The 15164-nt window shown below is 45.5% G+C and carries 18 protein-coding genes; 8 read left to right on the plus strand and 10 right to left on the minus strand.

Translation table 11 applies throughout. The features are described from left to right. Window positions 1-13 precede the first annotated feature (13 nt). The 8 genes from ICN10_RS07080 to ICN10_RS07115 all read left to right on the plus strand — a co-directional run bounded on the left by ICN10_RS07080 (window position 14) and on the right by ICN10_RS07115 (window position 5730). Window positions 14-1273: an IscS subfamily cysteine desulfurase gene (locus tag ICN10_RS07080; protein WP_370626199.1), complete on the plus strand. Its 1260-nt coding sequence runs from the start codon at window positions 14-16 to the stop codon at window positions 1271-1273. Between the two features lie 38 nt (window positions 1274-1311). Next, window positions 1312-1698, plus strand: coding sequence for a Fe-S cluster assembly scaffold IscU (gene iscU, locus ICN10_RS07085; RefSeq protein ID WP_068322308.1), 387 nt, complete (start codon window positions 1312-1314; stop codon window positions 1696-1698). A 12-nt stretch (window positions 1699-1710) separates the two neighbouring features. Continuing rightward, on the plus strand, window positions 1711-2034 hold the full coding sequence (iscA, locus tag ICN10_RS07090) for an iron-sulfur cluster assembly protein IscA (RefSeq protein WP_012357505.1): 324 nt from the start codon (window positions 1711-1713) through the stop codon (window positions 2032-2034). Next, window positions 2000-2539, plus strand: coding sequence for a Fe-S protein assembly co-chaperone HscB (gene hscB / locus ICN10_RS07095; protein ID WP_216214099.1), 540 nt, complete (start codon window positions 2000-2002; stop codon window positions 2537-2539). The genes iscA and hscB overlap by 35 nt, the downstream gene beginning before the upstream one ends. A gap of 27 nt (window positions 2540-2566) precedes the next feature. Beyond that, the gene (hscA, locus tag ICN10_RS07100; RefSeq protein WP_216214101.1) at window positions 2567-4432 is read left to right on the plus strand and encodes a Fe-S protein assembly chaperone HscA; all 1866 of its coding nucleotides are present in this window, start codon (window positions 2567-2569) and stop codon (window positions 4430-4432) included. A gap of 38 nt (window positions 4433-4470) precedes the next feature. After that, on the plus strand, window positions 4471-4809 hold the full coding sequence (fdx, locus tag ICN10_RS07105; RefSeq protein WP_216214102.1) for an ISC system 2Fe-2S type ferredoxin: 339 nt from the start codon (window positions 4471-4473) through the stop codon (window positions 4807-4809). 9 nt (window positions 4810-4818) lie between these two features. Beyond that, window positions 4819-5256 carry a cupin domain-containing protein gene (locus tag ICN10_RS07110; RefSeq protein WP_216214104.1) on the plus strand — a complete coding sequence of 146 codons (438 nt, stop codon included), beginning with the start codon at window positions 4819-4821 and terminating at the stop codon, window positions 5254-5256. A 255-nt stretch (window positions 5257-5511) separates the two neighbouring features. After that, a complete protein-coding gene (locus ICN10_RS07115; RefSeq protein ID WP_216214106.1) occupies window positions 5512-5730 on the plus strand; it encodes a DUF2892 domain-containing protein in 219 nt (72 codons plus the stop codon). A 61-nt stretch (window positions 5731-5791) separates the two neighbouring features. On the opposite strand, the gene ICN10_RS07120 is transcribed toward ICN10_RS07115, so the two are convergent. From ICN10_RS07120 to ICN10_RS07165, 10 genes are all read right to left on the minus strand, one after another. Beyond that, window positions 5792-7135 (minus strand): sulfate adenylyltransferase subunit 1, encoded by a 1344-nt coding sequence (locus tag ICN10_RS07120; RefSeq protein ID WP_216214107.1) that lies wholly within the window; start codon window positions 7133-7135, stop codon window positions 5792-5794. Continuing rightward, the gene (gene cysD, locus ICN10_RS07125; protein WP_216214109.1) at window positions 7135-8058 is read right to left on the minus strand and encodes a sulfate adenylyltransferase subunit CysD; all 924 of its coding nucleotides are present in this window, start codon (window positions 8056-8058) and stop codon (window positions 7135-7137) included. Before cysD ends, ICN10_RS07120 begins: the two co-directional genes overlap by 1 nt. A 35-nt stretch (window positions 8059-8093) precedes the next feature. Further along, window positions 8094-8849, minus strand: a complete 756-nt coding sequence (locus ICN10_RS07130) for a phosphoadenylyl-sulfate reductase (RefSeq protein WP_216214112.1) — start codon at window positions 8847-8849, stop codon at window positions 8094-8096. 157 nt (window positions 8850-9006) lie between these two features. Next, window positions 9007-9948 carry a CysB family HTH-type transcriptional regulator gene (locus ICN10_RS07135; RefSeq protein ID WP_216214114.1) on the minus strand — a complete coding sequence of 314 codons (942 nt, stop codon included), beginning with the start codon at window positions 9946-9948 and terminating at the stop codon, window positions 9007-9009. Window positions 9949-9988: 40 nt separating this feature from the next. Next, window positions 9989-11074, minus strand: a complete 1086-nt coding sequence (locus ICN10_RS07140; protein ID WP_216214115.1) for a sulfate/molybdate ABC transporter ATP-binding protein — start codon at window positions 11072-11074, stop codon at window positions 9989-9991. Next, window positions 11071-11946, minus strand: coding sequence for a sulfate ABC transporter permease subunit CysW (gene cysW, locus ICN10_RS07145; RefSeq protein ID WP_216214116.1), 876 nt, complete (start codon window positions 11944-11946; stop codon window positions 11071-11073). Before cysW ends, ICN10_RS07140 begins: the two co-directional genes overlap by 4 nt. Further along, the gene (gene cysT, locus ICN10_RS07150; RefSeq protein WP_216214117.1) at window positions 11946-12782 is read right to left on the minus strand and encodes a sulfate ABC transporter permease subunit CysT; all 837 of its coding nucleotides are present in this window, start codon (window positions 12780-12782) and stop codon (window positions 11946-11948) included. The genes cysW and cysT overlap by 1 nt, the downstream gene beginning before the upstream one ends. Window positions 12783-12934: 152 nt before the next feature. Continuing rightward, window positions 12935-13939, minus strand: a complete 1005-nt coding sequence (locus ICN10_RS07155; RefSeq protein WP_216214118.1) for a sulfate ABC transporter substrate-binding protein — start codon at window positions 13937-13939, stop codon at window positions 12935-12937. 152 nt (window positions 13940-14091) lie between these two features. Then, on the minus strand, window positions 14092-14256 hold the full coding sequence (locus ICN10_RS07160; RefSeq protein ID WP_216122241.1) for a hypothetical protein: 165 nt from the start codon (window positions 14254-14256) through the stop codon (window positions 14092-14094). A 106-nt stretch (window positions 14257-14362) separates the two neighbouring features. Next, entirely contained in the window at window positions 14363-15157 is a 795-nt protein-coding gene (locus ICN10_RS07165) for a sulfite exporter TauE/SafE family protein (protein WP_216214119.1), read from the minus strand. Between the last annotated feature and the right edge of the window lie 7 nt (window positions 15158-15164).

Consider the following 15164-nt stretch of genomic DNA (forward strand, 5'->3'; position numbering starts at 1 on the left):
AGATAAATAAACCATGAACGCACCAAAAGACCTTCCAAAACAACCGGTTCCTATGTTTAGCCCTAAACACTTCCCGGTGTATATGGACTATTCAGCTACTACGCCGATTGATCCGGTAGTGGTCGACAAAATGTTGCCTTATCTGCGCGAGCAGTTTGGTAATGCTGCTTCACGCAGCCATGCATATGGCTGGGCTGCAGAAGAAGCGGTTGAGTGGGCGCGTTCAGAGGTTGCTCTTTTAGTTCACGCTGATCCAAGAGAGATTGTGTTTACCAGCGGTGCCACCGAGAGTATTAATTTGGCCTTAAAAGGTGCGGCGCATTTCTATAAAGATCGTGGCAACCACATCATCACAGTTAAGACTGAGCACAAGGCGACTTTAGATACTTGTCGCGAATTAGAGCGCGAAGGTTTTGAAGTGACTTACTTAGATGTATTGCCGAATGGTTTGATTGATTTTGCACAGCTCGAAGCGGCGATGAAGCCGGGCACAATTTTAACTTCAGTTATGTACGTCAACAATGAAATTGGAGTTGTACAAGATATTCCTGCGATTGGTGAATTGTGCCGTTCACGCGGCGTTATTTTTCATGTGGACGCAGCGCAAGCAACCGGCAAAGTAGAAATTGATTTAGAAAAGACCAAAGTAGATCTAATGAGTTTTTCTGCTCATAAGACTTATGGCCCTAAGGGTATCGGCGCTTTGTTTGTTCGCCGTAAACCCCGTATTCGTATTGAGGCCCAGATTCATGGCGGTGGTCATGAGCGCGGTATGCGTTCTGGTACTTTGGCTGTTCACCAGATTGTAGGCATGGGCGAGGCATTCCGCATTGCCCGTATCGATATGGCCTCAGAAAATAAGCGTATTCGCGCCTTACGCGATCGCTTGTTAAATGGCTTGAAGGATATTGAAGAGGTTTATGTCAATGGCGACATGGACAATCGAGTGCCTCATAACCTGAACATTAGCTTTAACTATGTTGAGGGTGAGTCTATGTTGATGGCCCTGAAAGATTTGGCTATTTCATCTGGTTCAGCATGTACTTCAGCTTCCTTAGAGCCTTCTTATGTATTAAGAGCTCTTGGCCGTAATGACGAATTAGCGCATAGCTCGATTCGCTTTACCTTGGGTCGCTTTACTACTGAAGAAGAAGTGGATTTCACTATTAAGTTGGTGAAAGAAAAAATTGCCAAGTTACGTGAGCTATCACCACTGTGGGAAATGTACAAAGATGGAATCGATCTGAGCACGATTCAATGGGCTGCACATTAAAAGAGATATAAAGATAAAGAAATTAAAGAGGAAATACCATGGCATATAGCGAAAAGGTCATTGACCATTATGAAAATCCCCGTAACGTTGGCTCCTTTGAAAAAGGTGACGACAGCGTAGGTACCGGTATGGTTGGCGCACCTGCATGTGGTGACGTGATGAAGCTACAGATTCGCGTAAATGATCAGGGTGTGATTGAGGATGCCAAGTTCAAGACTTACGGCTGCGGCTCTGCGATCGCTTCATCTTCATTGGTAACTGAGTGGGTTAAAGGTAAGACTTTGGATCAAGCGCTTGAGATTAAGAATTCATTGATCGCTGAAGAGTTGGCGTTGCCTCCAGTGAAAATTCACTGCTCAATTCTGGCTGAAGATGCTATCAAGGCCGCAGTAGCGGATTACAAAGAAAAACATCCGGCGAAATAAGCAGGCATAACTATGGCAATCACCTTAACCGACAAAGCAGCCGCACACGTTAACCGCAATTTAGAAAAGCGCGGTAAAGGTTGCGGCTTGCGCTTAGGTGTTCGTACAACGGGCTGCTCTGGCTTGGCGTATCAACTCGAGTATGTTGATGAGCCCGCTGCTGAGGACCAGGTATTTGAGTCCAACGGTATTAAGGTATTTGTAGATCCAAAAAGTCTGGCTTACTTAGATGGTACGGAGTTAGATTTTGTGCGTGAGGGTTTGAACGAAGGCTTTAAGTTTCAAAATCCAAACGTAAAAGATGAGTGTGGTTGTGGCGAATCCTTCCGCGTCTGACGATTACTTTCGCTTCTTTGGATTAAATCAGCAATTCAAAATCGATTTGCCTGCTCTAGATCAGGCATACCTAGCGATTCAGAGGGAAGTGCACCCTGATCGCCATGCTCGCGGTAGCGACTCGGAGCAGCGCATTGCTATGCAAATGGCAACCTTGGCTAATACCGCCTTTCAGACTCTCAAGAATCCGATTCAACGCGGTTTATATATTTGCCAGCTTCACGGGGTTGATGCCAAGCTAGAAACCAATACCGCCATGCCCGCTGCTTTTCTCATGAAACAAATGGAATGGCGTGAGAATTTGGATGAGCAAGAAGAAGATTTGCCTGCGCTTGAAGTCTTGATGGCAGAAGTCGAGGAATCTAAAGCTGAGACCCTTGCTGAAATTACCCAGGCAATCGACGGCGCCAAGAATTATCAGCGCGCAGCAGAGCTACTTCGAGGTCTGCTCTTTATTGATAAGTTTGCGGTTGAGCTAGATGACACTATTGCAGCTCTGATATAGGCGCTCACAAGCTACACTCTAACCCTTATGGCTTTATTACAAATCTCAGAACCCGGTAAATCGCTAGCGCCACATCAGCGCCGTATTGCTGTTGGTATTGATTTGGGGACCACTAATTCTTTGGTGGCAATTGTGCGTGATGCTTTGCCAAAGGTGTTGCCAGATTCCCAGGGGCGCGAGCTGCTTCCATCCGTTATTCGTTACTTGCCTAATGGTAGGACTCAAGCTGGATTTGAAGCGCTTGAAAATGTTGTGCTTGATCCTAAGAATACGATTGTTTCGGTGAAACGTTTTATGGGCAGAGGCTTGCTTGATGTCGAGCATATTGAAAGTGCCCCATATGATTTCGTTGATCAACCTGGAATGCTCAAGTTAAGAACAGTAGCTGGCGATAAAAGCCCTATTGAAGTTTCTGCAGAAATACTGGCGCGCTTGCGTCAGTTGGCGGAAGACTCTGTTAACGATGAAATCGTCGGTGCTGTAATTACAGTCCCCGCATACTTTGATGATGCACAGCGTCAGGCAACGAAAGATGCTGCGAAATTAGCTGGTATTGAAGTCCTCCGTTTGTTGAATGAGCCAACTGCGGCGGCAATTGCCTATGGCTTAGATAATGCCTCGGAAGGGGTATACGCCGTCTACGATTTGGGTGGTGGCACCTTTGATATTTCCATACTGCGTATGAGTAGGGGTGTCTTCGAGGTGCTTTCTACTGGTGGCGACTCAGCTCTAGGTGGTGATGACTTCGACCATCGCTTGTATTGCTGGGTGATTGAACAAGCTAAGCTTCCGCCGCTATCAATACACGATCATCGCACGCTCTTGCAGGCCTGTAAGCATGCGAAAGAACAACTCAGTCACAATCCCTTAGCGCGCGTTCATGAGACGCTTGCCGATGGTACGGTAGTTAACGTTGGTATTAGCCAAGCACAATTTTTTGAGATCGCTCAGAATTTAGTTGCAAAGACTTTGATGGCTTGTAAAAAAGCACTGCGTGATGCCGGCCTCAAAGCTGAGGACGTTAAAGGCGTTGTGATGGTAGGTGGCTCAACTCGCATGCCGAATGTGCAGCGTGCTGTCGGTGAGCTATTTGGCACGCAGCCATTAAATAATTTAAATCCTGATCAAGTTGTAGCATTAGGTGCGGCGATGCAGGCAGACCTGCTGGCTGGTAATCAGAGCAAAGATGATGAGTGGCTTTTATTGGATGTCATTCCACTTTCTCTTGGTGTTGAAACCATGGGTGGCCTGGTAGAAAAGATTATTCCTCGCAATACACCGATTCCGGTTGCTAGAGCCCAAGATTTCACGACCTTTAAAGATGGCCAGACTGCTTTGGCTATTCAGGTAGTGCAGGGCGAGCGTGAGTTGGCGCAGGATTGCCGTTCTCTAGGAAAATTTGAATTGCGTGGTATTCCAGCTATGGCTGCGGGAGCTGCGCGCATCCGTGTCACCTTCCAGGTGGATGCTGATGGTCTTCTATCTGTCAGTGCAACTGAGCAAGGCTCTGGCGTTAAGGCATCGATTGATATCAAGCCCTCATATGGCTTAACTGATGCAGAAATTACGCGCATGCTGCAGGATGGTTTCGCTTCCGCTAAAGAGGATTTGCTCTCAAGGTCCTTGCGTGAGGAGCAGGTAAATGCTCAGCGTTTGCTTGATGCCGTTCAAACGGCTCTCGATAGTGACCGCAATCTTCTTAATGCAGAAGAGCAAGCAGTTATTGATCAAGAGATGGCAACATTACAAAAGATTTTGAATGAAGAGACAGACAGTGCGGTAGTGCGAAAAGCGGTCGATCATGCAGCTAAAGCAACAGATGACTTTGCACAAAAACGTATGAACGCCAGCATTCAGAAGGCTTTATCAGGTAAGAATGTTGCCGAAATTTAAACAAGTAATTCCCAATAAAACATAAACAGAACAGAATCATGACCCAAATCGTTGTCCTACCGCATAGTGAGTATTGTCCTGAAGGCGCAGTTGTTGAAGTTGCTCCAGGCACCTCGATTTGTGAGGCTTTATTAGAGAACGACATTCCAATTGAACATGCCTGCGATATGGTGTGTGCTTGCACTACCTGCCATGTGATTGTGAAGGAGGGCTTTCAAAGTCTTAATGCCCCAGACGAAAATGAGGAAGATATGCTGGACCGTGCCTGGGGTTTAAATCCTCAATCTCGTTTGTCTTGCCAGGCTATTGTGGCAAAACAGGATCTAGTGATTGAAATTCCAAAATACTCAATTAATCACGCCAAAGAAAATCACTAAGATTTCATTATGAGATTGGTGAAATTCTCACTAACCCTATTTGCTTTAGTTTTTGCTTCGGTTATTCCAGCACACGCAGATGAAAATCATCCTGGGGTAGTGACGGAATTAGTGGTTCGCAGTGGTAATGATTGGACTGGTAGTTCATTGCCATCCTATCTATCAAGCGCGCCGGAAGTTGCTGTAATGCGATTTACCATTCCACCACAAACCGCCTTGCCGATTCATAAGCATCCCGCAATCAATGCCGCCTATGTAATGGATGGTGAACTTACGGTATTCCAAGAGGGTGGCATTCAGCGTAACTTTAAGAAGGGTGACGTTGTCATTGAGATGGTTGAGAAGTGGCATCACGGCATCAATCAAGGTTCTGTGCCAGTGGAATTGGTGGTTTTCTATGCCACTACCAAGGATTTACCGCTGGCAATTAAGAAGCCTAACCCCTAAAAATAAGGGATAAATGCACCAGATTGATGCACTTATCCCTGTAATCATGCAAAAGCTAATTTGTACCGATGCCTAGAGGATTAATATGAACTTGTAGTTCATTCTTTAGGTAGTACCTCCAAAAAAATCTTTCAAGCCATCCTTCGGGGTGGCTTTTTCTTTTCCTATTTATTAATTAATATGTTAAATTACATAATGTAAATATACATATTGTTATTAGTTGTCAGGTTCAGCACCATTCAAAAGGAGAAGTAAATGAAATGTAACGTTGGTGGTATGGATCGCGTTTTGCGTATCGCAGTAGGTTTGGTGTTGATCGGCCTAGCAGCAAGCAATGTAGTTGGTGTGTGGGGTTGGGTTGGCATCGTGCCTTTGGCAACAGGCCTATTTAGATTCTGCCCACTCTATCCAGTTCTTGGAATTAATTCATGTGGAACTGGTTCTGATTGCGGTGGTGGAGGTTGCTGTAAATAATGATGAAGTTAAAAAGCCTCGCAATGCGAGGCTTTTTAATATGTCGATTATCAGAAAGGATTTACTGCGCTACCGCCTCGCGAATCATGCCTGCCGCGACCGTATGGTTGGTAGCTTCATCAATTAAGATGAACGCGCCAGTACGCTGGGATTGATCAAATAGATCGGCAACAATCGGCTTTTGCAAGATGAAATCAACTCGACCAATTTCGTTGGTGGACAGTGCTTGGACATCACTTGCTTGTGACAATGTTTGTACATCCAAAACTTGTTGAATATTCTTCACTTTTGCACCAACGGTATTGGTGGTATGTCTCAAAGCATATTTTCGGCTTAATGAAAGTGGTTCGCTATCTAACCAGCATAAATCTGCAGAAAGTTGTTTGCTCAATACTGGTGGATGACTATCTTCAGCGCTAATAAATAAAGAGCCGCGTGATACATCAATATCTTCAGATAATTGAATGGCTACTGCTTGACCCGTTTCAGCTGAATCCACCGCATTATTGCCATTGGTTTGCTTGCTGCTTGAGCGATTGCCTAAATAGATCTCGGTAACGGTTGCTTCAGATCCGCTTGGCAGCACTTTAATCTTTTGGCCCTTGCGGATGCTGCCGGACTCAATTTCTCCGAGGTAGCCACGGAAGTCATCAGAAGCACTACCGTCTTGTCGTGCAACGTACTGCACCGGGAAGCGGAGTGCAAGCTTTTCAGACTCGGGACTAGTGTCTAAGCTCTCAAGCCACTCTAAAAGAGTGGGGCCTTTGTACCAAGGAGTGTGTTTGCTGGCAGTAACGACATTGGCACCAAGTAATGCGGAGATTGGAATTAGGGTTGGCTTTGGCAACCCAATTTTTTGAGTCAGATCTTCAATCGCAATTTTGATGGTGTTAAAGACTTTTTCATCAAACTCATATAAATCCATCTTATTGACGGCAAATACCACATGACGTAGACCTAATAAATTCACAATGGCTGCATGGCGTTTAGTCTGAGCCAATAAAGTGGCTGGGTTGGAGTTGAGATCAACGCGAGTTGCATCTACCAAAATGACTGCAACATCGGATTGAGATGCACCAGTCACTAAGTTGCGAGTGTATTGCTCATGACCCGGGGCATCAGCAACGATGAACTTACGTTTAGGAGTGGAGAAGTAACGATAAGCCACATCAATAGTGATACCTTGCTCACGCTCAGCCTCTAGACCATCGGTCAGAAGTGCTAAGTCAACGCCCGCATCAGAAGAAGTAACGCGAGCATGTTTAGTTTTGGATAGGGACTCTAATTGGTCCACCAGGATTGATTTGGTGTCATAGAGCAAGCGCCCAATCAGGGTACTTTTTCCATCATCTACACTACCAGCGGTAATGAAGCGAACAACGTTTTGATTTTGATTGGCAGTCATCAGAAGTAGCCTTCTTTCTTTCGGCGCTCCATAGAGGCCTCATTGGTTTGGTCATCCATGCGAGTTGCGCCGCGTTCAGTGATTTCAGTAATGGCGGTTTCTGCAATGATCTCTAGTGGCGTTGCTGCAGTGCTGAGTACTGGACAGGTGCAACTGATGTCCCCAACAGTTCTAAAGCGCACGCTGAGCACTTCACTCACGTCGCCAGCCGCTTTTGGGGTAACGTCAGTCACCGGGACCAATAAATTGTTTTTCTTCACCACTTCACGTTGGTGTGTGTAGTAGATGCTTGGGAGCTCTAATTTCTCGCGAGAAATATATTGCCAGATATCTAGTTCTGTCCAGTTGGAGATTGGGAACACGCGCATGTTCTCGCCTTTAGCGATGCGGGCGTTATAGAGGTTCCAGAGCTCAGGACGTTGCGCCTTAGGATCCCATTGGCCAAATTCATCACGGAAGGAGAAGATGCGCTCTTTAGCGCGAGCTTTTTCTTCATCGCGACGAGCGCCACCCATTAAGGCATCGAACTCATGCTCAGCAATGGCCTCTAAGAGGGTTACTGCTTGTGCAGCATTGCGAGAATCGGTCTCTTTGCGCAGACGAACAGTGCCTTTTTTAATCGAATCTTCAACGTGACCCACAATCAGCTTCACACCAGTCTTTGCAACAACTGCATCGCGATAGGTAATCACCTCTGGATAGTTGTGGCCCGTATCAATATGCAAAATAGGAAAAGGCAGCTTTACAGGGCGATCGCCAAATTGAAAGGCTTTGCGTGCTAGGTGAAACATCACGATAGAGTCTTTACCACCGGAGAACAGCATGGCTGGGTTGGAGCACTGCGCCACCACTTCGCGGATGATGTAGATCGATTCAGCTTCAAGCCAATCTAAATGATCATCAAGTAATTTTTGTTCTGACATTCTGTAAGTTGTTTCTACTAAGTTTTAATGATTGATTATTTATTAACGTGTAAGCCACATTCTTTGCTGTCGCTTTGCAGCCACCACCAACGACCAGCGCGGATATCTTCACCCTTCTTTACCTGACGGGTGCAGGGTTCGCAGCCGATGCTGGGGAAGCCCTTGAGGTGCAGTGGATGAATCGGTACATCTTCTTGTTTGATGTAAGCCCAAATATCCGCTTCACTCCAATCAAATAAAGGATTGAACTTCGCGATACCTCTAGCATCATCGAGCTCTTCTAAATTGAGTTCGGTGCGCGTAGTAGATTGCTCGCGACGTTGACCAGTAATCCAAGCATCTGCACCAAGCAATGCGGCATTTAAAGGTTTGATCTTACGTGCGCCACAGCAAGCCTTCTTAGGTTCTTCACCATCGTAAAAGCCATTCATACCGTATTGATCAATAAAAGCTTGAACATCGCTATCTTGTGGGTAGACTTTTTCAATAGAAATGCCGTAATGGCCTTCAGTAGTTTTGATCATGTCTACGGTTTCTTGATGAAGGCGGCCGGTCGCTAATGTAAATAACTTAATCTTGGCGCCAGCCTTAGCAATAGCATCGGTAATCACCATGTCTTCAGCAGCGAGGCTGGTTGCAAAGCGAACATCAGAAAAGCGTGAGGAAATGTCAGTTAAACGCTGCTTTAAAACAGCAGACTTTTCGGCAAGCTCCGCAGGAGTAAGGGTGCTTGTTGGAATGGACCAAAAAGTTGGTTTTTCGAGGGTATTATGAAGGTTTTGCTGGGTCATTTACATGCTCCGAGGGAAAGACAAATAGGTCTTTCCAGCTCTGACTCAGCAGTTTATTGGCTATTTTTATAACTTACAAATATATATAAGTCATCGCTTTATACCTAAAAGTAATGCTTTTATCCCCCCAAGGGTATTGCATTTCTAAAACACCCCCTCAATCGAGGTCGATATCGCTTTCGGGCTTGAGGGCTGCTTTGACTTTGGCTTCATCAAGTTTGGGTGAGCAAAGCTCAATAAATTCATAGGCAAATCCGCGTAAGAAGTAGCCTTTGCGTAATGCGATTCGGGTGGTGTTGTCTTCGAATAGGTTGCCAACATCAAGGAGGGCTAGTTTGCTATCCCGCTCTTCTTGATATGCCATCGAGGCAATAATGCCAATTCCAAGATCCAGCTCTACATAGGTTTTGATTACGTCTGCATCGAGCGCTGACATTACGATATCTGGAGTGATGCCTGCCTTGGCAAAAGTCTCATCAACAGATTTTCTGCCGGTAAACCCTTCGTGATAGGTGACGATTGGATATTCGGCGATTTCTTCTAAGGTTAAATTCTTTTTACCCTCGAGTGGATGGCCTTTTGGAACAACCACGGTATGGTGCCAGGTGTAGTATGAGAAGGTAACCAGCTCAGGAATCCCTTCCAGCGCTTCAGTAGCAATACCAATATCTGCGCGACCCTCAAGTAATAACTCAACAATTTCTTGTGGGCTGCCTTGATGAAGTGCCAAATGTACATTTGGAAATTTTTTCTTAAATTGGCTAACCACATTTGGTAATGCATAACGCGCTTGCGTGTGAGTGGTAGCGATTGTGAGCTGACCTTTATCAGCCTGGCTAAATTGTGCTCCTAGCTGCTTAATGTTTTTGGTGTCAAGCAAGATGCGTTCAACAATAGTCAACAGTTCTTTGCCTGGCTCCGTAAGGCCTAGAAGGCGCTTACCCTTGCGGACAAACAACTCAACTCCCAACTCATCTTCTAGATCCAGAATGTGCTTACTTACCCCGGATTGGGATGTTGCCAAGGCATTCCCCACTTCAGTTAAGTTAAAGTTTCGGCGGACAGTTTCGCGAATGATACGTAGTTGTTGAAAGTTCATGCTTGATTATCAATCTTTTAGTTATTGTGGTGCAATCGGCTTATTTTGTATTTTCAAAAACGCGCAACTGTGAGGGTACGATGCGCACTTGCTGTCCCTCAGCTATCCCTCGTTTTGTAACTTCAGATCTCGCTAGCTCTACTTCATAAAACTGGGGTGCTGACTTTGCATCAGCACCGGCAATCGCAGAAAGCTCGATTCTAGAATTCAGTCCAAAAGAAAGAATGCGGTCAATAACCGCAACAACACCATCGTTGCCCTCATTTTCACCAATAATATCCAATTCATGGGGGCGAGCAAATGCCAGTACTGATGCTCCCTGTGCGATGGAATCAGATTGATCATGCTTCAGATTATGTTTGCCGACTTGAATGCCTTCACCTTCCACTCGACCATGGAATAAGTTCACGTTACCCAAAAAGCCGTATACAAAAGGGGTGGCAGGGTGATCGTAAACCTCATCTGGGCTACCAATTTGCTCAATATTGCCTTTGTTCATAAGAACGATACGGTCAGCTACTTCTAATGCCTCTTCTTGATCATGCGTAACAAAAATTGAGGTGATATGGAGTTCGTCGTGGAGTTTGCGTAACCAGCGACGCAGCTCTTTGCGAACTTTGGCGTCTAACGCGCCAAATGGCTCATCAAGTAATAGCACTTTTGGTTCAACTGCGAGCGCGCGAGCCAATGCAATACGTTGGCGTTGACCGCCTGACAATTGAGCAGGAAAGCGATCGTGCAGCCAATCTAATTGAACTAGCTTGAGAAGTTCATGCACCTTATGGGCAATTTCATCTTTGCTTGGACGCTCTTTGCGATTCTTTACATTTAAACCAAAGGCGACGTTATCAAAAACAGTCATGTGTTTAAAAAGTGCATAGTGTTGAAACACAAACCCAACTTGGCGATCGCGCACCGGAGTAGCTGAGGTATCAATACCATCCAGAATGATATTGCCACCATCTGGTGTTTCTAGGCCGGCAATAATCCGCAATAGCGTGGTCTTTCCACAGCCGGATGGACCAAGAAGAGCGACCAATTCTCCAGACGGAAAGTCTAGGGAGACATTATTTAAGGCAACAAAGTCACCGAATTTTTTGGAAACATTTTGAACGGTAATACTCATAGTGGTCCTTCGATTACAGGCGGTGCGTTTGTTTCGGATTTAAGGCGCCACTCGACATAGGTCTTTGCAGCCAATGTCAGAAGCGCTAATAAGGCAAGTAAAGATGCCACTGCAAAGGCGGCAACATAGTTGTATTCGTTGTAAAGAATTTCCACTTGAAGTGGAATAGTGTTGGTGTAGCCACGAATATGGCCAGAAACAACTGAAACTGCTCCAAACTCTCCCATTGCACGTGCATTACAAAGAATGACGCCATACAAAAGACCCCATTTGATATTAGGCAGGGTGACGTGCCAAAAGGTTTGCCAACCACTAGCACCCAATACTGTCGCAGCCTCTTCCTCTTCGCGTCCTTGTGCTTCCATAAGTGGAATCAATTCTCGAGCAACAAAAGGAAAGGTGACAAAGATGGTTGCCAAAATAATGCCTGGTACGGCGAAGATGATCTTGATGTCATGCTCTGAGAGCCAGCCACCAAACCAACCTTGAGCACCAAAGACCAGTACAAAAATTAAACCAGCAATTACTGGAGAAACTGAGAATGGCAAGTCAATCAAGGTAATCAGCAGATGTTTACCCCTGAAATCAAACTTAGCAATTGCCCAAGATGCCGCTACACCAAATATTAAATTGAGTGGCACGGCTATTGCTGCAGCGAGCAGCGTGAGCTGTATGGCAGACCAAGTATCTGGCTCCACAATGGCATTGAGGTAGTAGACCCAACCTTTATGCAGTGCTTCAGCAAATACGGAGAGCAACGGCAACAATAGGAAAATGCCAAAAAAACTGAGCGACAAAAACAATACTAAGGCTTTAACAATAAAAGAGTCGCGAGTTGCCGCACTGCGCTCAAATCGGGTCATTGAACTCATTAGCGAGTCCTCCCGGTGCGTTTAGCAGTCCAAGCTTGTAAGCCATTAATGCCCAACAATAGAATCAGTGAAATCAAAAGCATGACTGAAGCTATTGCTGTTGCTCCGGCATAGTCGTACTGCTCAAGCTTGGTAATAATCATTAAGGGGGTAATTTCTGAAACCATTGGTATATTGCCGGCAATAAAGATGACCGAGCCGTACTCACCGACAGCACGGGCAAAAGCAAGTGCGAAGCCTGTTAAGAGTGCTGGCAATAGGATCGGCAACACCACTTTACGAAAGGTTTGCCAACGACTTGCGCCTAAGCTCGCGGCTGCCTCTTCTAATTCCAATTCAATTTCTTCGAGAATCGGTTGTACTGTTCGAACCACAAATGGCAGGCCAATGAAGATGAGTGCAACTAGAACGCCCCACGGAGTAAAGGCAATTTTGATTCCCAGGGGTTCTAGATATCTCCCTATCCAGCCATTCTTGGAATAGAGGGCGGCAAGCGCAATGCCGGTTACCGCAGTTGGTAAGGCGAAAGGAAGATCAACCAAAGCGTCTACTAAATTCTTGCCGATAAACGTGTACCGCACCAGGGCCCATGCGAGTAAGAGCCCAAAAAATGCATTGATCAAGCCAGCAAATAAGGCCATACCAAAGCTTAGGCGATAAGAAGCCATCACTCTTGGTGAAGTAACGGCGTCAATAAATGCGGGGAAGGTCAGGCTCGTTGTTTTAAATATGATCGCCGATAAGGGGATCAGAACAATGATCGACAGGTAAATAATGGTGTAACCGAGGGATAAACCAAAGCCGGGGAAGATGCTATTTTTCTTTGCTGAAGACATCCTGAGAGTCTAGGGTCGACCCCAATAAAAGGGAAACAAGAAAAGATCATTAACTTATACGCAAAATGAATATAAGGATCGGCGGTAATGAAAAAACGGCCCAGTAAGTACTCTCCAGGCCGTTTAGTTTTAATGCCAACATACTTTAGGCGTTATTTCACAATAATCTCGTCAAATACACCGCCATCATTAAAGTGGGTCTTTTGCGCCTTCTGCCAACCGCCAAATACTTGATCAATTGTGATTAATTTCACCTTTGCAAATTGGTTGGCGTATTTAGCGGCCACCTTAGGATCGCGTGGTCGGTAGTAATTCTTAGCTGCAATCTCTTGACCTTCGGGCGTATAGAGATTTTGCAGATAAGCAGTAGCTACTTTACGAGTACCTTTTTTATCCACTACTTTGTCCACAACAGCGACAGGCGGTTCAGCTAGTATTGAGATTGACGGTGTGACAATCTCATACTTTTCTGGGCCTAATTCTTTTACTGCTAAGTAGGCTTCGTTTTCCCAGGCAATAAGCACGTCACCAATTCCACGTTCGGTAAAGGTGGTGGTCGATCCACGCGCACCCGAGTCCAGTACCTTAACGTTTGCAAAGAGTTTTTTCACAAACTCTTTTGCTTTTACGTCATTGCCACCTGGTTGCTTAAGCGCATAAGCCCAGGCCGCAAGATAGTTCCAGCGTGCGCCTCCAGAGGTTTTAGGATTTGGGGTTATCACCTCGATGCCTGGCTTGGTAAGATCATTCCAGTCTTTAATACCTTTTGGATTGCCTTTGCGAACCAGGAATACGATGGTTGAGGTGTAAGGAGAGGAGTTATCTTTAAACTTCTTTTGCCAATCCTTAGCTACTAAACCTTTTTCCGCAAGAATATCGATGTCATAAGCAAGGGCAAGCGTGACAACGTCAGCATCCAAACCATCCAATACTGCGCGTGCCTGCTTGCCTGATCCGCCATGGGATTGTTTGATGGAGATATCTTGCCCAGATGTTTTCTTCCAGTCGGCAGCAAATACCTTGTCGTAATCTTGATAGAGCTCACGAGTTGGGTCATACGACACATTCAAAATACTTTGCTGCGCAAAGCTTGCAGAGATGATGCCAAGACCTAAAAGCAGGCCAGCCAATATTTTTGATAAGCCAGAGTGTTTCATTGCAATTCCTTTCAGTAGATGAATGGAATTTAGAGGCAAATCATTAGGCTGTGAAGCAAGAAAAAGTGGATTGCTTATTAGGAAATCGAATGACTAAGATTGGGGTTATAAAAAAACCACCTTGTGGTGGTTTTTGGTTTTGAGGCTTTTAATTATGCAAACGAATCTTCAAACTCTGCATATTTAATGGCATTCATTAGGAACAGGATGCGACGCTGAAAACTTTTGCGCTCTTCTAATTTGTCGTGAGGTAATTGATCATGCTCACGCAGTAATTTGGTAATTGCTGGGTTGTAGAGCTCTCTTACGGGGGACATGATTGCTATTCCTAAATGTTATTTAGGTTCAATGTACAGCCGTTTAGGGTGACGAGCAAACAATCTTTATTGATATGTATATATCAAAATTGCATATATACAACAATTAAGCAGTAACTAGTTTGATCCCAACTAGGAGCAAAGTAATTGCCAGAGCAGTTCTGGTGAACTTTTCAGGAAGAGTGCTTGAGAGCTTGGCACCCAACCAAATGGCTGGAACAGAGCCTAGTAGGAGGCCAAACAAGAGGCTGAAATCCACATTGCCCAACCACCAGTGACCAAGCCCGGCTAAGGCGGTTAAAGGTACGGCATAGGCAATGTCTGTACCCGCTACTTCAGCGGTCTTGAGGTGTGGATAGAGCATTAGAATCAGTGTTGCACCAATTGCACCAGCGCCAATAGAGGAGATGGTGACAAGGACGCCGATGGCGCCACCGATCAATACCGTTGCAATTTTTAAGCCAACGCCATGAGGCATTTTTCTGGGATTTTTCTTTACCCATTCTAGGATCCTGGTTCTCACGGTTAATGAGAGTGCGGTTAGAAGAACAGAAACTCCAATGGAGAAGGTGATGAGGTGCACCCAATCTTTAGAAATGGGACCGAGTTGCTTTAGCGCAAATATGGAGGCAGTTGCTGTTGTAAGGCTGCCGATGCAGAGAAGGCCTACGATATCCCACTTCACATTGCCATGGAGGCGATGTGCAGCAGTCCCGATGCCTTTGGTAAGTGCAGCAAAGGCGAGATCGGTTCCAACTGCAGTCGTTGGCGCTACACCAAAGATGAGCGTCAGAATTGGTGTCATTAAAGAGCCGCCACCAACACCAGTGAGACCTACTAGTAAACCAACTAAAGCGCCAGAAAAAATATAGTGCAGGGAACCCTGCAAAAACTCGAGCATTCGTCTG

Source organism: Polynucleobacter sp. 86C-FISCH (assembly GCF_018882415.1).
Lineage (GTDB): Bacteria > Pseudomonadota > Gammaproteobacteria > Burkholderiales > Burkholderiaceae > Polynucleobacter.